13 protein-coding genes and 1 pseudogene are annotated in these 22,725 nt (G+C 63.4%); 8 read left to right on the top strand and 6 right to left on the bottom strand.

What is annotated here, in order from left to right:
• Positions 1-414: 414 nt before the first annotated feature.
• A complete protein-coding gene (locus tag AB0H64_RS27010) occupies positions 415-2,034 on the top strand; it encodes a hypothetical protein (protein WP_357629736.1) in 1,620 nt (539 codons plus the stop codon).
• An 894-nt stretch (positions 2,035-2,928) separates the two neighbouring features.
• Positions 2,929-8,286, top strand: coding sequence for a DEAD/DEAH box helicase (locus tag AB0H64_RS27005; protein WP_357629733.1), 5,358 nt, complete (start codon positions 2,929-2,931; stop codon positions 8,284-8,286).
• Here AB0H64_RS27005 and AB0H64_RS27000 read toward each other — a convergent pair.
• Positions 8,264-8,521 (bottom strand): hypothetical protein, encoded by a 258-nt coding sequence (locus AB0H64_RS27000; RefSeq protein ID WP_357629731.1) that lies wholly within the window; start codon positions 8,519-8,521, stop codon positions 8,264-8,266. The two genes, AB0H64_RS27005 and AB0H64_RS27000, sit on opposite strands and share 23 nt — an antisense overlap.
• A 484-nt stretch (positions 8,522-9,005) precedes the next feature.
• Complete coding sequence (gene fxsT, locus AB0H64_RS26995) at positions 9,006-11,915, bottom strand: FxSxx-COOH system tetratricopeptide repeat protein (RefSeq protein WP_357629729.1); 2,910 nt, start codon at positions 11,913-11,915, stop codon at positions 9,006-9,008.
• Positions 11,916-12,496: 581 nt separating this feature from the next.
• Here fxsT and AB0H64_RS26990 point away from each other — a divergent pair.
• Positions 12,497-13,738 (top strand): annotated as a pseudogene (locus AB0H64_RS26990) (IS256 family transposase).
• A gap of 57 nt (positions 13,739-13,795) precedes the next feature.
• On the opposite strand, the gene AB0H64_RS26985 reads toward AB0H64_RS26990, so the two are convergent.
• Entirely contained in the window at positions 13,796-14,491 is a 696-nt protein-coding gene (locus AB0H64_RS26985; protein WP_357629726.1) for a hypothetical protein, read from the bottom strand.
• Positions 14,492-14,614: 123 nt separating this feature from the next.
• On the opposite strand from AB0H64_RS26985, the gene AB0H64_RS26980 reads away from it, so the two are divergent.
• The 3 genes from AB0H64_RS26980 (at position 14,615) to AB0H64_RS26970 (ending at position 18,685) form a co-directional block, all read left to right on the top strand.
• The gene (locus AB0H64_RS26980; RefSeq protein WP_357629724.1) at positions 14,615-16,024 is read left to right on the top strand and encodes a ParB/RepB/Spo0J family partition protein; all 1,410 of its coding nucleotides are present in this window, start codon (positions 14,615-14,617) and stop codon (positions 16,022-16,024) included.
• The gene (locus tag AB0H64_RS26975) at positions 16,024-17,856 is read left to right on the top strand and encodes a DEAD/DEAH box helicase (protein WP_357629721.1); all 1,833 of its coding nucleotides are present in this window, start codon (positions 16,024-16,026) and stop codon (positions 17,854-17,856) included. The genes AB0H64_RS26980 and AB0H64_RS26975 overlap by 1 nt, the downstream gene beginning before the upstream one ends.
• A 151-nt stretch (positions 17,857-18,007) precedes the next feature.
• Positions 18,008-18,685 (top strand): DUF3883 domain-containing protein, encoded by a 678-nt coding sequence (locus tag AB0H64_RS26970; RefSeq protein ID WP_357629719.1) that lies wholly within the window; start codon positions 18,008-18,010, stop codon positions 18,683-18,685.
• Positions 18,686-18,706: 21 nt separating this feature from the next.
• On the opposite strand, the gene AB0H64_RS26965 is transcribed toward AB0H64_RS26970, so the two are convergent.
• Together AB0H64_RS26965 and AB0H64_RS26960 are read right to left on the bottom strand one after the other, a co-directional pair.
• Positions 18,707-19,003 carry a hypothetical protein gene (locus AB0H64_RS26965; protein ID WP_357629717.1) on the bottom strand — a complete coding sequence of 99 codons (297 nt, stop codon included), beginning with the start codon at positions 19,001-19,003 and terminating at the stop codon, positions 18,707-18,709.
• The gene (locus AB0H64_RS26960; protein ID WP_357629993.1) at positions 18,981-19,325 is read right to left on the bottom strand and encodes an HYD1 signature containing ADP-ribosyltransferase family protein; all 345 of its coding nucleotides are present in this window, start codon (positions 19,323-19,325) and stop codon (positions 18,981-18,983) included. Before AB0H64_RS26960 ends, AB0H64_RS26965 begins: the two co-directional genes overlap by 23 nt.
• A 373-nt stretch (positions 19,326-19,698) precedes the next feature.
• Between AB0H64_RS26960 and AB0H64_RS26955 the strand changes: the two genes are divergently transcribed.
• Entirely contained in the window at positions 19,699-20,550 is an 852-nt protein-coding gene (locus AB0H64_RS26955; protein WP_357629715.1) for a hypothetical protein, read from the top strand.
• Positions 20,551-20,622: 72 nt separating this feature from the next.
• Here the strand turns inward: AB0H64_RS26955 and AB0H64_RS26950 are convergent, their stop codons facing one another.
• A complete protein-coding gene (locus tag AB0H64_RS26950) occupies positions 20,623-21,126 on the bottom strand; it encodes a very short patch repair endonuclease (protein ID WP_357629713.1) in 504 nt (167 codons plus the stop codon).
• An 88-nt stretch (positions 21,127-21,214) separates the two neighbouring features.
• Here AB0H64_RS26950 and dcm point away from each other — a divergent pair, with 88 nt between their 5' ends.
• Entirely contained in the window at positions 21,215-22,492 is a 1,278-nt protein-coding gene (gene dcm, locus AB0H64_RS26945; RefSeq protein WP_357629711.1) for a DNA (cytosine-5-)-methyltransferase, read from the top strand.
• Positions 22,493-22,725: the final 233 nt, after the last annotated feature.

The following is a 22,725-nucleotide window of genomic DNA, read 5'->3' as shown; positions in this document are numbered from 1 at the left end:
GTGGTTGGGGAACCAGCTTCTGCGGATGGTCCTCCGCGTGCCCCGAGTCTCCTGCGATCCTATGAGTGGTGGCAACTGCGGCTGGCTGAGGAGTTCTTCAGCGCCAACCGCAGTGACACGCCTGTCCTGTTCTTCATTGATGCCACTGAGCTCCAGAAGTTGCAGGGCAAGGCAGATGTCACGGATCTAGGCGCAGCAGTAAGCGCGGTCCTTGATTGGCATAAGAACCCCTACGAGCCGGTCATGGAGCGCGTACAGCGCTGGCGGGATAGTGGGCGGCAAGATCCGCCTCCTTGCTTGCCACTGCTGGCTGCATCTGTGCTGGCGGCAGCAAATATGAGGCGGACGGTCCAGGGGCCAGGGGCGCCGGCATACTACGCGCGTCTCGCTGAGGTGCTTAAACCGTCTTGGAACATGGCTTACGATCATAAGCGGCTGCTGCAACGCTACTACGACGATGTCGTGGAGCTATGGACTCTCCTGGATACTTGGCTGAGGGAATGTGGCGGGCATCGTGGCATCAGCACCATCAAGAAGAGCGAGACTCTGACCAAGATTGGCTACGCGCAGTCTCAAGCGCTGATCCGGGTTTCAGATCATGCTGCGCTGACTCGTTTCTTCCAGGAGACGCTCAGCGCCGGTCAGCCTGTTGAAGGAGCGCGGCTGTTGCGTGATCTAAAGGTTTGGAGCCCTAACCAGCAAGGGCTATCCCGGCGACTGCGCGACGCGCTCGCCTCTGAGGCTGATAACGCTCTGCTTGAACCGCTGCTGACGGCTCTTGCCGAAGGCTGGGATGGCACGGTGACATTGCCGCTTATCGATGGACTGCGACAGATGCCGCTGCTTGTGGCTCTGGAGGACGACTTCGTATCCGGGTGGCATTTGCGATGGCATGCGCCCGTTGTCCCGGGTGTAGAGCAGGACGTGCTGAAGCATCCAGCTGGTACGTTGGCAGTAACCGCTGCAGCGGGGGAGCAGGCCTATTCCCTTTCAGGCGCAGTTCCTGATCCAACTACCGCGTTGACGGTGGGTATGGTCGCGCGGGGGCCTCGGCTTATCGCTCGCGTTACCGGCGGGCGCCATGTAATCGCGCTGAGCGAGGATCCGGTGGCAGGTGCCTGGGTTGAGAGAGACAACGTGGTCCCCTTTGAGCCATATGTGTTTCTCTTTGATCCTTCCGGCGAGCCGCAAGTGCGGAGATTTCTACAGGAGGTCGGCTTACGCTGGTACCCCCCCGAAGCAACCTCGTCACCGGGGTGGTGCGTAGCGCGGGACCTGGAGTTCACCGATGACGCCCAGCTTGCCGCAGCGATAGCAGGCGCTGGCATTCGTGGTATTAATCACATCCCTGCACGACGCCCGAGCCTGCGGGGAGGTCTGCGGGTGGCATCGGATATGCGCCATCATCACCACTACCTGCGCGGAGGGGAGCCGGATGTCGTGATCCCCGAGTCGCTGTGGAAAGTAGGCTCGGCTTTGCTCAATGGCGAGCCCATCGCCGTGCCCGCGGACGGGGTGCTAAAGCTTCGGGGAAGAGGACTGGTAGACAAGCAACACACTTTCGAAGTCAGTGGAGCAAGCATTTCCTTTCAGCTCCACCCAGTGGCTTCTCCTCAGGCACGCAACATCTCGTCGGCCCGTACCCCCTCGGGCTCGGCGGGGAGTGTTGTGGTGCCCCTCGTAGGTGATGTTCGTTTCCTCACAGCACGGGGCCGGTTCATCAAGATTTCCAAGCCAAGCGAGCCGCCGTGGTGGAAGGACCGCGCCCAAGTTTTACGGTCAGGTGCAACGATCACTGTCTCAGTGCCGGCGGAGGCAGTGTGGCTGGTGGCTTTCCCTGAGGGACGTGAGCCCGCCATCACACTGATCCGTAACGAAGAGCCCGATATTGGCGTCCTAAGCCAGCAGGCCAAAGATTTTTGGAGCAGGCTTGTGCTCATGGATCTGCCAGGGGCTTCGTATAGCCGTTTGTGGCGACGCTATCGGCAAGCTGTGCTGAGCCACTTCCCTCGGGAGGTGTTTGGTCGTGTTTGACCCCGACCTCATCGTTGCCTGGATGGCAGATCAGCAAGGTGGGAGCCTGAACCGCTTAATTGCGGACGTCGCATGGGCTAGCGATCTTGATCGTGAAGCTGCTAGATGGTGGGTTCGCCAGCTACAACCCCTCGGTATCGCTGACATCGACTGGCATTCCGGCTCCTGGCAGGCTCAGCCCTGTGCTGTTACACCGCTGCCTGGGCGGATCAACACCGCTCTTCTCATCGGGGCTCGTCCAGCTGAGGTCACGTTCTATCAGCGTCACGGGGCGGTAGCCCTGACCCAGCCTGGATATGCTGGTCGCATCGCGCTACCTTCAGTGGTCTGGTTGCAGCATGCCGGGCCGACGCAGCTGGACTCGTTCGCCGCAGCGGTCGGTGCGTCGGTTGTGCCGTGTCTAGCAGATAACATCACGCAGTTACTGGAGCCGTTCCGGCCTGGCCCGGCGACTTCCCCGCCGACACGAGATTGCGCAATTGAGATGTTTGTCCCGGAGAGCGGTCGCTTCTCCGTCGTTGCCTTCACTCGAGCACGGCCCCCCAACGGGTTGTATAGATACACGCTCTACGGCCGGGTGACGCGCTATGCCCTCTTCGAGAAGGGCTCTTGGCGCATGGTTGACCGCCGCGCAGGCATCCACCATGTTCTTGCGTCCACTGCGTTTCCGCTGCGGTGGAAGGCTGATCCGGGTCTCGTACCTCCCAAGCCACACTCCACAGGTCAGCTGCTCGTAGATACTCGTGCTGCGCTGCCGCTCCTTCAAGAGCGGGCCGCAGTGATGTGCACTGGCCTGCCTCCGATAGCTGTCGGCCAAGGGCAGTGCTATGCCGGCGTTCCCTTGCGCATCGCCGACCGAGTTGCCCGTACCTTGCACCGCCCCCTGGAGATCACATGACGACTCCCGTGCCTGGTCTGGATGCCTTCGCCACCCATGACGCGCTGCGCGAGGCCTACCTGCGTTACTACGACACCGCGTTTCGGCTCCGGGATGACTCGCTCCAGATTGAGCGCCGCGCGCTTCTAGATCAGCCGGGCGGCATCTACGCCGATCCGTTTGTCGAGCTGCGACCGGCGTATGCGACTAGTGGCTGGACGCTCAAGGAGTCAGTGACCCACGCGGGAGCGCCTGAGGAGCTGGCAGCCTTCGCACAACTCGGGCTCCTGAGCCCTGGGACGGAGCTCTACCTTCACCAAGAGCGCGCTCTGGCCAGCGCGATGCGTCCAAGGCGCAACACCGTCGTTACCGCTGGAACAGGGGGTGGAAAGACCGAGGCCTTCCTGCTGCCCATCCTGGCGGATTTGCTGCGCGAATCGCAGCAATGGACTGGAGGCCCCGCTCCCTTCCGGCCGTGGTGGGACCGTTCTTCTCACCCATTCCTCGCTCAGCGCGATGGTGAACGAGGGCGGGCGCAGGCAGTGCGAGCGATGATCCTCTATCCCATGAATGCCCTCGTCGACGACCAGCTCATGCGGTTGCGCAAGGCACTAGATAGTGATTCAGTGCGCGACTGGCTTGACGCTCATCGGCTCGGTCATCGCTTCTACTTTGGGCGTTTTACTGGAGCGACACCGGTTACGGGAGGAGCTGCGCAGGACTACGCTCTCGATGAGCTGCGCAAATACCTGAAGGCCACAGCCGCCCGAAGCCGTCGCGCGCACGAAGCCCAAGATTATAATGCGCGCTTCTTCGTTCCCCGCCTAGATGGTGCGGAGATGCGAAGCCGATGGGACATGTATGATGCACCGCCGGACATTTTGATTACCAATTATTCCATGCTGAACGTGATGCTTCAGCGAAGCCGTGATCAAGACTTCTTCGACAGCACCGCACAATGGCTCGATTCATCCCCCAGCGCACGCTTCACTCTCGTGGTTGACGAGCTGCATATGTACCGCGGCACGGCAGGCACGGAGATCGCGTATCTGATTCGCAATCTTAAGCACAGACTCGGTCTGGCCGACCGGCCGGACAAGATAAGGATTCTGGCCGCCTCGGCGTCCCTTGATGAAGGCCGGGCGAGAGACCGCAGATTCCTTCAGGAATTCTTCGCGGCCGACGAGAACTCGTTCGACTTCATCTCGGGTGAGCTATCGCCGCGCCCACGAGGTGCGGCAGACATCTCCCCGGCAGCGCCTGCGCTAGCGGCTGTACATGGCCAGCCGATAACCTCTGCGGAGGCTGCTGCGCTGCTCTCTGCGACTGGTGCTGCAGAGGCAGTTGTCAAGGCCTTCGGGGGCAGTACGGAAGAGGCCTCGGCGTCGGCAATGTCTGCGTCCGCGCTTGCCGCAGCCTTGTTTCCTGCTAGCACAAAGGAGGAAGCAGGCAAGGCTTTGCGTGGTGTTACGGCGGCCATGCGGATTGCCTCACATACGGAGTCTGCAGGGCTGCCGAAGATCCGCATTCACCTGTTCTTCCGTAACGTGGCAGGTATGTGGGCCTGCACTGACCCGGCCTGTCCGGAGGCACCAGAGGCCGCCGTCGGCTCCCAGCGACAAATCGGGAAGATTTTTCCTGTGCCGCGCACATTCTGTGACTGTGGTGCACGCGTGCTAGAGCTGCTGTACTGCCAATCGTGTGGGGAAGCCATGCTGGGTGGATACGCCCCGCGGAGCGCGTTCAAAGGGACCTCCTTCAGGGCAATTCTCCTTCCGGATAGTCCCGATCTCGCTCGCATGCCCGACCGGTCGGGCCCAGACCGCACAGCAGCCAACTACATTGTCTACTGGCCGTCCAACCAAGCACAGCGAGCTGACGACGACGGGCGCTGGACTGCCGGCGGTGTAGAATTCGTTTTCCGGCGCAGTAGATTCGACCCTGCCACGGGGCAGCTGCAGAACAAAGAAGCTGGGGCAACAGGGTGGAGCTTCCACATTCGCAGCCCGAAGGATCGCACCACCGGACAGCCCCGGCTCGATATCTCAGGTCTCTCGCCTTTCCCGACACGCTGCCCGTGCTGCGGCGCCGACTGGGAACGTCGTTACTCGAGCAGCAAAGAGCTCCGGCCGATCACGGACCCCCTGCGCCTAACCTCACCGGTGAGGACAATGCGCACCGGATTTGAGAAGATCAACCAGGTCTTGGCAGATGAGCTTGCCGAGCAGCTGGACACGGATGAACGCAAACTGATCATCTTTACGGACAGCCGTCAGGATGCGGCCAAGCTCTCCGCCGGTATGGCCCTGCGACACTATCAGGACCTTGTCCGCTTGCTCGCGCTGGAAGAGCTCCGTACATCCGCGGCTTCGGAGGAAGACCTCGCAGCGGTGCGGGCACAGGTCGAGGGGGAACGCTCTCCGGCCATCGACGCTGTGATCGCCCGGCTGCGCAAGAAGGATGAGGCAGCCCTAAACGAAATGCGCGGGGCCCTCCTGGATGGAAACGAAGCCGCAGTAGCGGCTGCAGCCGAACGGCTGTCCGCACCGCCGACACTAGAATCACTCGCCAAGGTGAATGTCAATTCCCGCCTGCTCGCCTTGGGGGTTAACCCAGCCGGGACAAAGCCCAGCGCACAACAGCTCGGCACGATTGGCTGGCATGAGTTCTTCGACTGGAACATGAGACCTCCGACGCTCAAGGCCAACACCTCGCAAGCCCAGGAGGCCGCCTTGTCGTCGGAAGGCAGTCTCCTGGACAATACGCTGGAAGCGTTGTTCTCTGGTGCGGGACGCGACATCGAATCGCTCGGGCTTGCCTGCGTGGCGCCTGTAGCACCCAATGCAGATCCCGATGGTCTCGGTCAGGCAAGCTTGCGCATTCTTGCCGAGCTGCGGCGCTTCTTCGTGGCCCGTGAACCACGGGACAAGCCTCCACGTCGTCTGCGCGACTACTGGGAGAGCGTTGCCGAACACCAAGGGCGGCCCTACGACGACATTCAGGCGGACGCCGAATCAGCCTGGGGCGGTACCGTCCGCGAGTACCTCATCAATCCCCGGGAAGCCGTAGTGCGCCCATCACCTGGGCACGCCTGGGTATGCCAAGAATGTGGTCGGCGGCATCTCACTCCAAGCGCGGGCACATGCACCAGGTGCCGCAGCAAACTGCCCTCTCAGCCGGAGCCTGATGGTGGGCCGTACAACGGTGATTACTACGCATGGAAGGCCGACTCTGGCCGAGCTGCGTTCCGCCTGAACTGCGCTGAGCTAACCGGCCAGACCGGTCGAATCGAGGCCCAAACCCGCCAGGCCCGCTTCCAGAAAGTCTTCCTCGACGAGCCGAGCGAAATATCCCTCGTACACGAGCTCGACATGCTTTCCGTCACTACGACCATGGAGGCCGGCGTTGATATCGGTCCTCTATCGGCAGTGGTCATGGCTAATATGCCGCCCAGCCGGTTCAATTACCAGCAGAGGGTAGGACGTGCCGGACGCCGCTCCTCCCCTGTTGCAGTTGCTTTGACTGTCTGCCGCGGCCGTAGCCATGACGAGCACTACTTCGCCAATCCCGCAGCCATCACGAACGATCCGACACCTCCGCCCTACCTAACCCTCGGACGGCCCGAAATCCTGCGGCGCGCGATGGCAGCGGAACTGCTCCGGCTGGTCTTTCGGCGTCTAGAACATCACGGCGGAGCAGGTAGTGTGCATGGTGAGTTCGGCAGGACCGAGGACTGGCCCGACGCGCTACCTGAGGTCCGGAAGTATCTCGGGGACTATGCCGATCAGATCAACAAATCAGCACGGGCCCTCACGGCCTGGACACCGCTTGAGCCTAGTCAGTACCTCGACAGTGCTTGGTTGGAATCTCTCCTGGGCCAGATTACGTTCGCCGCGCGATTGGCCACCGGGGCTCCGGAGTTGAGCGAGCGGCTTGCGCACGCCGGAGTCCTGCCAATGTTCGGGTTTCCCACCCGTGTCCGGCAGTTGTACCTGGAAGTGCCAAAGAAACGGTATCCGTGGCCGCCCGACGCTGCCGTTGACCGTGATATCGCCATGGCTGTGTCGCAGTTCGCTCCCGGCGGCGAGGTGGTCAAGGACGGCTACGTATACACCGTTACCGGTGTCACCGAGTTTGAGCCTCTTCCGGGCGGACCTCGGCCCATGCCCGAGCCACTGGAGCATTCGCGCCTCGTAGGTCTGTGTCGCGTCTGCAACCACGTGGAAGAGACACCTACGGTTGAAGGCTCCTGCCTGGTGTGCGGCTCAAGCAATTACGACGTAGTCGATCTGCGAGAGCCTGCTGGCTTCAGGGCCAGCGAACCTCGTGATTTCGACGGCACTTTCGCCTGGTCCCCCCGCACGATTTCCTCCCGAGCAGCGACGAATATGGCTGCTCTAGAGTTCACGCCTTGGCGGGGCGCCCACCTGCACTCCGGTCCAGGTCAGCGGTATGTGGTCAACGACAACAACGGCGCCCTGTTTACCTTGCGGCGCGCTGCCGGGCCGTGGGGCGGCTACGTCGAGAACGGCACAGCCGACGGCGAGCGCGCCTATGGGGATCCCGTTAAAGTCGCGCTAGGGGCCGTAATACCCACCGACTTTCTCTTCATCGGCCCTAGCTCGACGACCGATCGCGAGCGTGGTTACCGCCTCAACCTTGCCTCCGCAGTGCCTGCTTACGGAGCCGACATCAGCGAGGGTCGGCGTGCCGCATGGTACTCGCTCGCGTTTCTGCTCCGCACCGCTGCTGCCTACCATCTTGATATTGGCCGTCAAGAGCTTCTCGCCGGAATCCACCCGGGTCCGCACCACGATGGCTATGCCGTGTACGCCTTCCTCGCCGATGCCCTCGAAAATGGAGCAGGCTTCAGCACTCACCTGGCAAGCCATGGCATCCTCGAAGCGTTTATGGCGGAAACCACCAGCTACCTGGACCGCTTGCGACAGGAGGATCACGGGCTGCTCTGTACATCGTCCTGCTATCGATGTCTGCGTGACTACTCCAACATGGCGTACCACCCTCTGCTCGACTGGCGGCTGGCTGACGACCTATTCGCAGTCCTTACTCGGCGTATCCCTCAATCTTCCGATGGACGGGCGTTCGACGCCCTTAGGAGTCTGAGAGCCATATTCGGCGGTAACTTCCTGGACGGTCATCTGCCTGGCCTGGCGCTGACCGTGCGGAATCGGCCTTGGGCTGTAGTTACTAAGCACCCACTCCAGGCATGCGAGCAGAATCTGGTATGCCCAGACCTCCAACCAACGCTCGATGCAGCTATGGCACACACAGGGAATTCCGGACGGATAATCGTTGCGGACTGGTTTACACTCGAGAAAAGCCCAATGCAGCTCATCGATCGCTTGACTTCATGACCTGCCCAGTGAAACGTGTTGAGAGACGATCAGTGGCATCTTGAGCTTGTTCCGCCTTGGCAGCGCATCCGGATCTGGCGCTGTCGGCCGCGCGGATTTCGAAGTCGATCCACGCCAGCGTCCCATCCGGCGACGGGCGCAGCAGGTCCGTGGTGGCCTGGGCGATGAGCAGCCGTGTCTCGGTCTCGTCGGTGAGCAGGCCGGCTCCAGTAGCGGCGCGGGACGGCTCGATCATTCGGCGCCGCTCACCTGCCCGCGGCAATCGGCAGGGCTCATCAGCCATGCAGGGAAGCAGAGGCGCGCGTGCTCCTCCGCTGGCAATGAGCGGCTTGATCGAGTCGGGAACCCCGCGACAAGATCATCCCAACATGTCCCCTGATCAAGGTCCTACGGCTGCATATGGCTGCCCTTCGTGACCTATCAAGGGTCAGGCAAGCAAAGACCTGCGGCCAAGAAACCGCAGGTCAGGGGCGGAAATGCCTGGTTGAGATGAGTGCCCCCGGCAGGATTCGAACCTGCGGCACCCGCTGTAGGAGAGTGGGGACTGTACGGTTGTCTCATATCCTCTGGGCTGGGGAAATGCTTCGACGCGTTAGCGTCATCCGTAAGATCATCCCGCGCATGTCCCCGAATTCGTCGTCGGTCGTCATCCGTGGTGGGAGTAGCGGCTCGTCGCTTGCTTGGCGGCCCCTTTACCACGCTATCTAAGTGCACTGGTTCTATTCCTCACTGGCCGCCCGTTCTCGCCATACCGCCAGGGTGCGGCGGGTGGTCAGGGTGTCGGGGTGGTCAGGGCCCTGCACCCGCAGGCGGTCGGCCAGCAGCTCCTCATATGCGGCGGCTGCACCTGCCTTATCTCCTGACTCGCCTCGCCAGCCTGCCAGGTTGTTGCGGGTGGTCAGGATGCCGGGGTGGTCAGGGCCCAGTACCCGCAGGCGGTCGGCCAGTAGCTCCTCATATGCGGCGGCCGCGCCTGCGGCGTCTCCTGACCGACCCCGCCAGTGCGCCAAGTTGTTTCGGGTGGTCAAGGTGTCGGGGTGGTCAGGCCCCAGTACCCGCTCGCAGTCAGTCAATAGCTCCTCGTACGCGGCCACCGCGCTCTCTTCGTCCCCGGCCTGCCCTCGCCAGTGGCCCAGGTCTTGGCGGGTGGACAGGGTGCCGGGGTGATCCAGGCCCTGCACCCGCAGGCGGTCGTTCAGCAGCTCCTCAAATGCGGCGGCCGCTCCCGCGGCGTCCCCCGACCTACCCCGCCAGTGCCCCAGGTTGTGGCGGGTGGTCAGGGTGTCGGGGTGGTCGGGACCCAGTACGCGCAGGCGGTCGGCCAGCAGCTTCTCATACATGGCCACCGCGCCCTCTTCGTCCCCAGCCTCCCCCCGCCAGTGCCCCAAGTCTTGGCGGGCGGTCAGGGTGTCGGGGTGGTCAGGGCCCAGTACGCGCAGGCGGTCGGCCAGTAGCTCCTCATATGCGGCGGCCGCACCTCCCACGTCCCCCGCCTCGCCCCGCCACCTTGCCAGACTGGCGCGGGTGGCCAGTGTGTCAGGATGGTCTGGACCCAGTATCCGCTCGTGGTCAGCCAGCAGCTCCTCGCACGTAGCGACTGCGCCCGTGACGTCCCCCCCTTGCCCACGCCAGTGGGCCAGGTTATGACGGATGGTCAGGGTGTCGGGGTGGTCGTTGCCCAGTATCCGCCCGTGGTCGGCCAGCAGCTCCTCGTACGCGGCAGCTGCGCCCGTGACGTTCCCGGCCTCACCCTGCCACCTTGCCAGATTGCCGCGCGCGATCAGGGTGTCGGGGTGGTCTGGGCCCTGTACTCGCAGGCGGTCGGCCAGCAGCTCCTCGTACGCGGCGGCTGCGCCCGCGGCGTCCCCCGCTTGCCCACGCCAGTGTGCCAGGTTATGGCGTACGGCCAGGGTGTCAGGGTGATTGCGGCCAAGGTGGTGCAGGAAAGTGGTGTACAGGTCGGTGCAGGCGGTGATGGCGGCGGCGACCTGCCCAGCCTTTCCGAGGCTGGTGGTGGCGTGAAGCAGCACGGGATGGGCGCCGGTCTCGGGACTGTAAAGGACGGATCCGGTGGTGTTGTGCAAGGCAGTGGCGTTGGCGCGCAGGAGCTGGCCGAGGTGGTCGCGTTCGATCGGCGGCCAGGTGTGGAGGAGGGCGTCGGCAGCGGTGTGGGCCAGTTGGGTGAACAGGTACGGGCCGAGGCCGGGCTGGACGGTGAGGTTTTCCCGGGTGGCGCGCTGGATGAGCTGATGGATGCGGATTTCGTGGTGGGTGGCGGTGCGGTCGTGGTCGAGGAGGCTGTGCCGGTGCAGGACCCGCAGCGCCTCGTCCACCATGGTCTCGTCCACCCCGCCCGCATCCTCGACTGAGGCGTCGGCTGCGGGTTCGGTCACGTAGCGGGTTAGCCCTTTCAGGGCAGGTGGGCTGGTGAGCACTGTTTGTGGGATGCCGGCCGGATCCAGGACACTTACCAGGCGCAGCACCGGCCGGGCAAGCTTGGCAGGTGCGACCCGGTCAGCGTTGTCTATGGACAGTTCCCAAGCCGCGGTGACGACCCGTCGATGCCCGTCGGGCAGGTAGTCCTCGCCCGGCACGGAGTGAGCCAGCAGCCGGGTAACCAGCCGTTGCCGGTATTCAGCGCAGCTGATGTCGGCGTTGATGATGTAGGCCGCCGCCTGGGCCAGCGCCAACGGCAGGAACCCTAGATCAGCGGCGAGTCCATCTAGGTCGGCGGCCTGAACCTGGCCACCGAGCTTGGCCGTCAGATAGGAACAGGCCTCTGCTTGCGCGAAGGTACCGATTTCGACAATGTGCCGGTCCGTCCCGGCCAGGGCTGCCTCTCGCAGCCGGGTGGTGATCAGCACCCGCCTGGGCGCCGGCGATGTTGCCGCTGGCGGCCACAGCCCGCTTAGGTCCGTGGGACGGTGCACATCGTCCAAGACAACCAGCCAGCGCTGGCTGGTGATCTCGGCCCAGGTCAGGAACTCCTGCGCCGCATGTTCGCGATCATCCCTGTCAGCCAGGGGAAGGCCGAGGCGCACCGCGGTGTCGGCGTAGGCGGACACGATGCTTTCGCGGGTGGCGGCGTTCACCCACACCAGCACGTCAATCCCCCGCTGCCAGGCACGGCGGGCGTAGGCGGCGGCCAGCTGGGTCTTGCCGACTCCGCCCATTCCCCCCAGCACCACCGTCCCGCCCGCATCGGCCCCCGCCTGTATGTGTTCGGAGACCTGGCGTTCTTGGAAGCAATCGGCCGACTGCGGGATCAGCCCGATCCGGACCCGCTCTGCCGCCGTAGCCTGCCCTGACCGGCCGGCAGCGGCCGCGTCCGCAGCAGAAGCCCGGCGGGGACGGTCGGCGGCCATCAGTAGATCCCATTCACGCACCGACAGGCCCAGCTCATTCGCCCACTTGGCCAAGGTCGCGCCGACCTGGACCAGTTGGTCCAGGTCACGGGGCTCTGCGGCACCTGTCGCCCACCCGTTCACTGTCGAATACGGCACACCCGATACGTTCGCGAGTTTTTTCTGCGTCACCTGGCCCGGTCTGTGGGCACAGGCCTGGTCCCACAGCCGCGCGAGCTCCGCCAGAACCTGGGAGTTTGAGCCTTCCGGCCGGAACACCGGCACGACGCAACCGCCTCCTCGCCATGAAGGACCCGCATCCGGATCCGGGAGCATCCGGGACGGATCCCCACTCACCGGCAGCGTAGCCCCGCAGATCCGGACCCATCCGTCACACCTTCAATCCCATTGGCGCCTTAGATGTCATGCAAGCATGACGAACACCAACACCCCAGCCCCTCACAACGTCCCGCCCTTGCCGCGACGTCGCTCTGCCAGCGTCCGCCGTATCATCGGTATCGCCTTCGCACGTGGCGCCGCTCATGCAGCCGGCACTGGCCTCATCGGCCTTCTGTACTGGTGGATCACTCACCGCTGAGCCAGACACACCATCGAGTGGTCTGCATGTCCGGCGTGGGTGTGCAGACCACTTCGCATATTTCACTTGTTTGCCCGGGTGCAGCACCCTGTGTCCCCGCTGTGACGGCCGTCCCAGCACGTGAGCTGGCGTCACACAGTCAGGCGGTGCTCAGATCGGCCGTCTCCACAGGAATGGTGTAAGAGTTTGGCCTGGTGACAGGCGTGGTGTCGTGAGAGGAAGACGACCATCGCGTGATCCTTCGAGTGCAATCAGAAGATCGAAGGAGATGGCCGTAGACAGCAGTGTGGCCCCTGGTCAGTGGCTGGCGAAGCAGATCGAGGCAAGCAACCCCGATGTGTTGCGATCCATGGTGAAGACCATGGCCGAGGCGTTGATGTCGGCCGAGGCCGACAGCCTGTGCGGTGCCGATTACGGTCGGCGCAGCAGCGATCGGACGAACTCGCGTAACGGCTACCGGGCGCAGGAGGGGGACACCCGGGCAGGGTCGATCGAGGTGGCGATCCCGAAGCTGCGTCAGGGCTCGTACTTCCCGGACTGGTTGCTGGAACGCCGTCGGCGGGCCGAGCAGGCGCTGATCAGCGTGGTCGCCACGTCGTATCTGCTTGGTGTGTCCACCTGGCGGGTGGGCAAGCTGATCGAGCAGCTCGGCATCAAGCACATATCCAAGAGCCAGGTCTCGCAGATGGCCAAGGTCCTCGATGAGCAGGTCGAGGCGTTCCGCACCCGGACACTCGATGCCGGCCCCTACACCTTCGTGTGGCTGGACGCGTTGACGCAGAAGGTGCGTGAGGGCGGGCGGATTATCAACGTCCACGTGCTGGTCGCCACCGCCGTCAACACCGACGGACGGCGCGAGATCCTCGGCCTGGAAGTCACCAGCGCCGAGGACGGCGCGGGCTGGCTGGCGTTCCTACGCGGCCTGGTCGCCCGTGGTCTGTCCGGGGTCCAGCTGGTCATCTCCGACGCCCACACCGGCCTCGTCGCCGCTGTCGGCGCGACCCTGCCGGGTGCGTCACGTGGCAGCGTTGCCGCACCCACTATCTGCGTAACCTTCTCACCGTCGTCCCCAAGTTCGCCCAGCCGTTCGTCGCCACGCTGGTGCGCACCATCTTCGACCAGCCCGACGCCGCCTCGGTGCGCGCCCAGCACACCTGAGTCGTCGAAACCCTGGAGGCCAAGCATCAGCCCGCGGCCGAGCATCTGGACGCCGCCCGCGACGACCTGATCGCCTTCGCCGCCTTCCCCGCGAGATCTGGACCCAGACCTGGTCCAATAATCCACAGGAGCGGCTGAACAAGGAGATCCACCGCCGCACCGACGTGGTCGGCATCTTCCCGGACCGGCCTGCGATCATCCGCCTGATCGGGGCGCTGCTGGCCGAGCAGACCGACGAGTGGGTCGAAAGGCCTCGCTACATGGGCCTCAAGCCCTTGCCAAGGCCCGCCTTCGCGTCCTGCCCGGCGACACACCCATCCAGAACCCGCTCCCGCAGACACTTACCGCTTAACCTGCAGAAACAGGATACGCGAAGATCGACTCATACACCACGTCCGTGAACGTGACCTCAATCGGTGGAGGTCAGTGCGTGACGGACTGCTCGCTTGGCCTCCTCCGGCAGGTGCCGGTAGGCCGTCCAAGCCCGCTCCAAGGGGGTCGAGCCCCGGCGGCCTCGCTCCATCCAGCGGGTGAGGCGGCGCAGTTCGTTCGCTTCAAGAGCCTTGATGTCCGCCAGCACCTCGTCCGCCCGGGCGGGCGCGCCGAGGTGGCCGGCGCGGCAGCGCTTGCACTGAGTAACAAGAAGTACGTCCTCAGTACCCCCCGGAAGGATGGTCTCCACGCGGGCGACGGACAGCACCGCGGTCTGGTTGGAGTCGTCAAGGTACGGCTCTCCGCCAGAGATGCCGCACACAGTACACATGTAGTCGTCACGCTGCAGAACAGCCTGCTTCTCCTTGGCCGAGATCGCGTTGTTGGGCGCAGCGGCACGTCGGGCAGCTGGATCCCATACCGGGACTCCCGGCTTCACAAAACGCTGGTCCTCGGCCGTAAGCGTCGCATCCTCAGTGTTGGTGAGAATCACCCAGCCGTAGGCGCGAAGGTCACGCACTCGGCGATCAACCTGTGACACCCCAGGGAACGCTTCGCGGAGCTGCCCCTTGGTAAACGTGTTGCCCTCCCCGATCACCTGCGTGAGCCAGAGCGCGGCCTTCACCATCGTTCCAGCCGAGTTTTCAGGGTCGTTCCAGGCGCGGAGGGTCATGTGCTGGTGCTCCGTCTCCAGGGCGGGGTTGCAACTTTCTGGATCGTGACAGCTGTTTTGTCAGTGCTCTCTATCATGATGCCTGGAGTTACTGGATAGGCGGGTCAGCTTGGAGGCGGCAGCATGGCTGTGAAGTTTGGTGTTCCTCCCGAGGGCGAGAGGATCCGCACCTTGGTCGAGGAGCGACTGAGGCAGGCCATGTCCGAGGACGGCGCCAAGGTCACGGTCGATTGGCGTGGCGAGCAGAAGCATCTCTACGTCATCTCGATGCCCGTCGACATGCTCTATTACAATCCGGACACTCATCGTATCCGCGCCCAGATGACTCTGAATCCGGAGCGTAACCGGATCCTGGAGGAAGAGCCGTGGAGCGAGGAAGGGCAGGCGTACCTTCACGATCTTCTTCGCCAGAAGGCGTCTGATCCGAACCAGACGGACCCGGACTACACGGCCCTGATGAACGAGCTCGACGACTTCGGTCAGAGAGAACCGGGCATCATCAGCCCAGACGGGATCATCGTCGATGGGAACACCCGCTGTGCTGCTCTGAGGGACCTTGGCGTCAAGGACATTCGCGTCGGCGTCCTGCCAGCCGACACGTCTCGCCGTGACATCAACGCCGTTGAGCTTGCGCTGCAGCTACGCAAGGACAGGCGCCGGGACTACTCCTATATCAACCGCCTCATCGCAGTCGAAGAGGAACTGGCCAGTGGCCGGCGCGAGGAGGACGTAGCCCGGGACTTCAACATCAAAGCGAAGACCTTGCGGCAGGACCGCTGGGTGTACCAGATGATCAAGGAAGCCATCGATCGCAGCCGTACCAGCAGCGGCGCGCAGCTCCGGCTTGTTGACTTCGAAGAGCATCAGGAGAAGCTCAGAGAGCTGCAACGCGACTTCGCGAAGAAGGCCGAAACCGATCCCGAGGCTGCCGAGCAGCTGAAGGAGTCGCGACTGGCGATGGTCGTGCTCAACTACCCGAAGACCTCCCTCCGCCTGGCGGAGGCGGACTTCCACAGCCGCTATCTCAATGAGCGCCTGCCGACTGAGCTTCGCCCGGATGTCCAGGAGCCAAGCGTAGTCAAGATCCCTGGCCTTCCCGACGTTGTCGTTCAGGACGGCACAATCGCCGTCAAAGCGGCACGCGCGCTCACCGACCAGTTGCTCCAGGCCAAGGCGGCCAGCGTGGCGGGCGACGAACTGCAGCTGCAGGAGCAGAAAGAAGCAGATCGCCTGATCAAGTCAGCCAGAGAAACGTTCGACGTGGCAGTGAAGCTGGCTGGCCAGAGCGCTCAGCTGGAGAAGCGCAAGATCGCGGTGCAGGAGCGGCTCACCGACGCTGCTGATTACGTCAAGCAGTGTGCTGGAGAGTTCGCCGAGTCCAAGGCGAAGAGAGCTCTCGATGAAGACGCCTTCGACGACGCTCTGCTGGAGCTGCGCGACAGTCTCATCAAGCTGGCCCGGCAGGCGGGCCGGACGTTCAGCTCACCCGGTGACGGCGTGGAGTGGCTGCTAGCTGCGACACGGGAAGACTGATGCTCGGAAACACTCCGTCACCCAGCCTTGAGATTGGCTTCGGCGATGGCGTCGCCAAGGCACGCTTGCGCGCCAGAAATGATCGCGAAGACGATCTCAGGCGGCTGGCGCTCAAGTTCCGCTCGGGCATACAGCGCATGTCAGGCGACCTTGAGGTCGAGATCGACGACCTCCTGATGAACCTGGTTGCCCTGGCGGCCTGGCCTGAGCCAGCTACGGTCATCTGGGATCCGCAACTGGCTGCACTGGCTGCCGACTCGGCGGCTGACGCGCAGACCATGGGCGAGAGGATCGACAGTGGCAGGCCGTCGGCCGACGTTGCGCCGGAGGATGTGCTGCGCCTTCTCGGGCCTGGCTGGGCAGGAGACTTGACGAACTTCCAGCGTCGAGACATCGCACGTCTGCTGTCGTTGAGGCATGGGGCCAACTTCTCGGTACCTGGGGCAGGCAAGACTCGCGTCGGGCTCGCGATCTTCCACGCACAGCGCCAGAAGGGAATCGAACGGCTCGTGATCGTCGGGCCGAAGTCCTGCTACGAGTCATGGCTTTACGAGAACCAGCAGTGCCTGAAGGATCCGCTTCGCATGGAGGTCTACGGGAAGGAGAACGACCCCTCCGCCGACGCGTTGATCGTCAACTACGAGCGTCTACGGTTCGACGGCGTAGCCAACGACCTGGGCCTGTGGCTGTCGGCGCGGCCATCCATGCTTCTACTGGACGAGGCGCACCGCATGAAGCTGGGAGCGGATGGCGCCTACGGTGCAGCCTGTCTGGCCCTTGGGCCGAGGGCAAGGCACCGCCTCATTCTCACGGGTACGCCTGCCCCCAACGGACCCAAGGACCTGGAGAATCTGTTCGGGTTCGTGTGGCCCGGCCACGGCCGTCAGAAGGTGATCCAGGCGGTTGGCGGCGGGGACCTCGTGAAGGCGAGTCAAGTCTTGCGTCCCCTGTTCACCAGGACGACGAAGAGAGAACTCGGACTCCCGCCGGTCTCGACCAGCCTGCGTGTCGTCCCGATGCCGCCGCTGCACAAGGAGATCTACGAGGCGCTTCTGGGCCGGTTTTCAGCCCGAGCCATAGGCTCCGAGAGCGACTTCATCGCTCTCGGAAGAATCATCGTCTATATGCTCATGGCTGCGACCAGCCCGGCCCTGCTGTCGGTCGGCACTACCCGTTATGAGCCACTGGCCTACCGGGTGCCGCCCTTGACGGTGCCTGAGGACTCGCCCTTGTCGGCGCTGATGCGTGATCTCCCCAGCTACGAGATGTCTCCCAAATACCAGGAAGTTCTGGCGATCGTTGCTGACAATGCCGCTAGAGGCCGGAAGACCCTCGTGTGGTCAACGTTCATCCGGAGCTTGAACACCCTGAGCCGGATCCTTGGGGAGTTCCAGCCGGCCATGGTGCATGGTGGTACAGAAGATCGAGAAGCTGAGATACGCCGGTTCAGGAGCGATCCCAGATGCATGGTCCTGCTCTCCAACCCGGCGACCTTGGGTGAAGGCATCAGTCTTCATCACGAGTGTCACGACGCTGTCTATGTCGACCGGGATTTCGCTGCAGGCCGCTTCCTGCAAAGCCTCGATCGTATCCACCGGCTAGGCCTGGCACCGGACACCCAGACCCGAGTGACCGTTCTGGCTTCTGAGGGGACCATCGACGAGGTCGTCGAGCAGCGCCTGGCGGACAAGCTGCTCTTCATGGGCAGCATCCTCGACGATCCCACCGTGCGGGAGCTCGCGGACCTTTATGAGGAACCAGCCATCGGCGGTGGGCTCGACCAGCGCGACCTGCAGGCCTTGATGGGGCACCTTCGTGCCGCTGCCGCCTGAGCCCGTACTCCGCGCAGCCGTTCGATGGCTGGAAAGGCTGCCCACTAGTGGGCAGCGGCGGTGTCGTGCCCTGTTCTCGGCGCATGCCGACTTCAGTGACCTGACGCCCACCCAATACGACGCTGCCTACGCCTGGCTAGGGGAGACGGGCTTGCTCGAGGCAAGTGTCGGGCGAGCATCGATTCCTCATCGAGTCTTCGAAGCGGCCATTTCTCAGCTTCCCTGGTTCCAGGACGCCGACGTCCTGGTCCAGGAGCCGGGCGAACTGCCGGAGGATGCTCTCCACGCTGCCGAGGTCCTGGGCCTCGACAAGGTTCAGGCCTTTCAGCATGTCCACAGTCTGTGGGGCAAGGTCGACGTCGAACGCCGGACGCATGTCGGCTCAGCCGGTGAGACGGCTCTAGTTGACCTGCTGAAGATCTCGCTGGCTGCCCAAGTAGATCATGTGGCGCAGTACTCAGACGGCCACGGGTATGACATCGAAGTCGCGGGTGCCGCCCTCCAGCTGCACATTGAAGCCAAGACCACGCTGCGCCGGCGCCGCCTGACCATCTTCCTGTCCCGGCATGAGTACGAAACCATGATCCACGACCCTTCGTGGCAGCTCGTCGCGATCCGGCTCTCCCCCGAGCTGAAAGCAGAGGCCGTCTGCTCTGTGCCTACAGACTGGATTCGGCGCAATGTACCTCAGGACCGCGGCTTCAGCGGGCGATGGGAGTCATGTCGCCTCCATGTCCCCCTGGATCATGTCTCCAGCGGGATCCCGAGAACCAGTCCGCTGTTCCAGGAAACTCGATCGCCAATGCTGGACGGTACCGTCGCGTGGTGAAGCTCCGCAGAGCGCCACCGGTTACAGCTGCGGCTCCGGGGGGCCTCCAGCCTGACGCCACAGGCGCTCGTATTCCTCCTTCGTGATGATCGCCGCGGAGAACTCGTCCTGCGCGGCGATCTCGTCAACCGAATCGACGGGAACTTCTGAGAGGCCCGTCATCGCAGTCTCCGTCGCTGCGTTGGCCCACTCGAGCCGGCCATCCCGGAACAGCTGAACCTTGCGTGTCTCGTAGCCGTCATCGCCGATCTCGCTGTACAGCGCAACCGGCTCCTCGGGAAAGTTGTGATGCCACTCAACCCTGAGATACCAGACCATCGTCAGCTCCCCACTCCACGATCCGACCTGTAAGGTCGAGCGGTTCGCGACCAGGGATGAGGAAGACATGCTCCCTGCCACGGACAACCTCGAGCCCGGTCACATCGATCCCAAGGTAGTGGGTGAAGCGTGAGCCTGCCCAAGGCGCACGCAAGAAGCAGGACGCCAGCTGCCCTGCCGTCTTGGTACCGGGCCGAATATCCGACACGTATTGGCCGTCGCCGTAGCGAGCATCCCTCGAGTTAGTTCTTCGCAGGGATGGGTTCAGCCGAAGGCTTCTCAGGATGGCTTCTAGGCTGATCTGTCGAGTGTAGTGCCACATCGTTCTGACGTTGAACGAATCGGGAACATGGAGGCTAGAGATGGCATTTGGAGTTGTTTTCAGGATGGGCTCTTGCTTGGCAGTCACGACTCATATAGAACCAGGATCTGCGGCGGGAGGAAGCCAGCGCAGAGAATGGTCAATTGCAGAATCTTGAAGGCCGTTGCAGAGGCGAGGGCGCCGGTCCTCCCGTCGGCAAGACTCGAGGCGTGTACACGGGCTGAGCGCCCCGGTGAGATACGAAGGCGCCGGTCCCTCTGAATCTGCAAGAAAATGCAACGGAGTAAGCGCACGGGGCCGGGGCCGCCTCCCGTGGCTTGTGGGATGATCTCTGTCATCTGTCGAGCCGCCCCCAGGTGAAGGGTCTGCTGTCATGTCCAACGATGTCGCAGATGCGCAGATGTTGCCCGAACCGGTCAGAAGGCTTGTGGCTGACACTGTCGACGCCTCTGGTCACGCTCCCTGCAAGATCGCTGACTGGTCCGAGGGGACCGCGAGAGACTTCTCTCAGCTGGATCCAGGTCTTAGGGGGCACGGTTTCAGTCCAGCCTTGCTGAGCCGCTGGTGCAGCGGCAAGAAGATCAAGAGTGCCCGCCGCGAAAAAATGATCGTTTTGAGGGTGACCCTGCTTCGCCTCGATGAGGCTTCGTCCTACCGCAGCTGGTCTGATGTGCGTCGAAAGGCGGCTCTAGACGAAGGGGTGGCCTTCGCCAAGCTGGTTGGCGATGCAGCAAGGGATAGCCGGGCCGCGACTCAATCCCTCGGTCTCCGGAATAAGAGTGCGCGCCATGCACGTGCAGTGGATTTGCTCGACGGGTATGGCACGCTTTTGCTTGCGCAGGCGGAGGAGGACGGGGGAGCGGCGGCGGCGAAACTGGCACTATTTCATCAACTCAACGGGGATGTCGACGATGCTCGTTATTGGTCGGCGGTAGCCTCAGCAGAGAATCCAGACAACGCTTTGCCGTCTTCCCGGGAAGGACTGTTCGCTAGGGCACGCCAGTACGCCGCTGAATACCGACGTGCACGAGACCTTGATGCGGAACGCATGTATCTGATTGCTGCGGCGGACTACGGGGACGGCAAGGCGGCTTATCGGCTCGGTCAGGCGGCGGAACTGGACGAAGACTTGCAGGAGGCGATAAGCCGATATCTTCTCGCTGAGAATCTCGGATACTCGGGGGGCGGGGAGCGAGCGGAACAGCTCAGGGCTTCGCTGGCCTGACGGGGCCGGGCCGCCTGCGGCTGCCTTGCCAGCAGGGGAGCCGTGGAGTTCGCTGGCCGCGGCTCCCGCTGGTCAGCTGGATGAACTATTATCGCACGAGCGTTCGGAACCCTGATCAACTGCGGCAACAACTGCCTCGACGGCGGAGGAAAGCGGCTCGTGCTCCCACAGACGAAGGACTGTCCAGCCGGCGGCGTCGAGTGCGGCGTTGACCCTGCGGTCGCGGTCCATGTTGCGGCGAAGCTTCGGCGTCCAGTACCACTCGTTGATGGCGGGTTCTCGGCCGTGTTCCGGGCAGACATGCCAGAAGCAGCCGTCGACGAAGACCGCGACCTTCCGCGCTGTGAAGACGATGTCAGGACGAACCTTCACCTCGCCGACGTCGAGACGGAAGTCCTTCCGGTAACGGTAGCCGAGCCGGTGCAGTGCGCTCCGCAGAGCAACCTCCGGCTTGGTGTTAGAGCGCCGGTTGGCGCGCATGTTGCGCGACCGTCCTTCGTTGAGCGGCGCAGGGTAGAGGCCTCGCTCGTGGGCCTGTTCTCTAGCTCGATCTCTCTTCGCGTCAGCCACTGCCATCCCAATAAGCGAGCGGTTTCCGTCCTTCTCCGCGAAGATACATGTGGCGGCAACGTTAGGTACCACCAGGCAAGTGAAAGGGGCCCTCGTGGCTGAACCACTTCGTGTCATCGAGATCTGCGCCGGCGCGGGTGGTCAGGCTCTCGGGCTTGAGAAGGCCGGGTTCGAACACGAGCTGGCCGTAGAGCTGGACGAGAACGCGGTCAACACCCTTCGCCACAACCGGCCGCAGTGGAAGGTCGTGCAGGGCGATGTCGCTGATCCAGATGTCTGGGATCCCGCAGACTACGCGCCGGCGCCTGGGCGGGCTCCCATTGATCTCCTGGCAGGCGGTGTCCCATGTCCGCCTTTCACGATCGCGGGCAAGCAACTGGGCGCCACCGATGAGCGGGATCTCTTCGCTTGGACGGTTGAGCAGGTCAAGACCGTCCAGCCACGGGCTCTGTTGCTGGAGAACGTTCGCGGACTGAGCATGCCGCGCTTCGCGGGCTACCGCCAGCACGTCCTTGATCGGCTAGCGGAGTTCGGCTATGCCGCAGAGTGGCGTCTTCTGCACGCTGCAGACTTCGGGGTGCCGCAACTCCGGCCGAGGTTCGTCCTCGTCGCCATGCGACCTGATGACTTTGCCCGCTTCCACTGGCCGAAGGAACGACCGGGGGGAGCGCCCACCGTCGGCGAGGTACTGTTCCCCCTGATTGCCGCTAACGGCTGGCGTGAGGCGGAAGAGTGGGCCAAGAAGGCAAACGACATCGCTCCCACCATCGTCGGAGGGTCAAAGAAACACGGCGGCGCCGATCTCGGTCCAACACGGGCCAAGCGGGCGTGGGCAGAGCTCGGCGTGGATGCTCTTGGTGTCGCGAATGAAGCGCCAGGACCTGATGATGTCTTCCCTGTCGGCCCTAAGCTGACCTGCGCGATGGTCGCCCGGATCCAAGGCTGGGATGGGGACGAGTTCCAGTGGACCTTCACTGGAAGGAAGACTTCCAACTACCGGCAGATCGGCAACGCCTTCCCTCCACCAGTCGCCAAGGCTCTAGGGCTCGCTATCGCGGCAGCACTCAACGGCACAGCGGCACGCCGGGAGTCCGATCCCGTCATCGAGCACGACCCGATCTATCGCGCACTCCGTGATGGGGGTGGCTTCATGACAGCAGCGCAGATCGTGCGTAAGGCCAAGCTGCAGCTTGATGCGCCCGAGCTCGACAGGCTGATCAGCCTCCTTAGCCGCGACTTCGAAATCCTCAAGGAGGAACGGCGCAGTGGCCTTGCTTACAAGCTCGGTGCATTTCGTGCCTTCACCGGCCAGGTAGACCACAAGCGCCATGACTACTTCCGGGTCCGCGAGACTCTGTCCAAGATCAGCTAAGCAGTGGCACAGATTCCTCATTGAGAGGACCGAAGCGTCATACGGGATGTTGTGATCGCTCCTTAGCGCTGGGTGAGCTGAATGAGGTGGAGAAAGCGCTAGAGGCGTTGCAGGAGCAGTTTAGGCTGGTGGCCTAGTTGTATTGACCCGGAGCGTTGTTGACGCGGGTGATCGGGGGTTGGCCTCCGAGTGCGGTGTGGCAGCGGTGGTGGTTGTAGGTGTGCAGGAAGTCT

Source organism: Nonomuraea sp. NPDC050733, from assembly GCF_040654215.1.
In the GTDB taxonomy this organism is placed as follows: domain Bacteria; phylum Actinomycetota; class Actinomycetes; order Streptosporangiales; family Streptosporangiaceae; genus Nonomuraea.
This window is presented reverse-complemented; position numbering and strand designations above follow the sequence as displayed.

Coding starts and splice junctions, on each gene's coding strand:
- AB0H64_RS26950 (WP_357629713.1), bottom strand. CDS start 21,126: ATGGCAGTGGCTGACGCGAAGAGAGATCGAGCTAGAGAACAGGCCCAC.
- AB0H64_RS26985 (WP_357629726.1), bottom strand. CDS start 14,491: ATGACCCTCCGCGCCTGGAACGACCCTGAAAACTCGGCTGGAACGATG.
- AB0H64_RS26955 (WP_357629715.1), top strand. CDS start 19,699: ATGTCCAACGATGTCGCAGATGCGCAGATGTTGCCCGAACCGGTCAGA.
- AB0H64_RS26975 (WP_357629721.1), top strand. CDS start 16,024: ATGCTCGGAAACACTCCGTCACCCAGCCTTGAGATTGGCTTCGGCGAT.
- AB0H64_RS27005 (WP_357629733.1), top strand. CDS start 2,929: ATGACGACTCCCGTGCCTGGTCTGGATGCCTTCGCCACCCATGACGCG.
- AB0H64_RS26965 (WP_357629717.1), bottom strand. CDS start 19,003: ATGGTCTGGTATCTCAGGGTTGAGTGGCATCACAACTTTCCCGAGGAG.
- AB0H64_RS26960 (WP_357629993.1), bottom strand. CDS start 19,325: ATGTGGCACTACACTCGACAGATCAGCCTAGAAGCCATCCTGAGAAGC.
- AB0H64_RS26980 (WP_357629724.1), top strand. CDS start 14,615: ATGGCTGTGAAGTTTGGTGTTCCTCCCGAGGGCGAGAGGATCCGCACC.
- AB0H64_RS27000 (WP_357629731.1), bottom strand. CDS start 8,521: ATGATCGAGCCGTCCCGCGCCGCTACTGGAGCCGGCCTGCTCACCGAC.
- AB0H64_RS27010 (WP_357629736.1), top strand. CDS start 415: ATGGCTTACGATCATAAGCGGCTGCTGCAACGCTACTACGACGATGTC.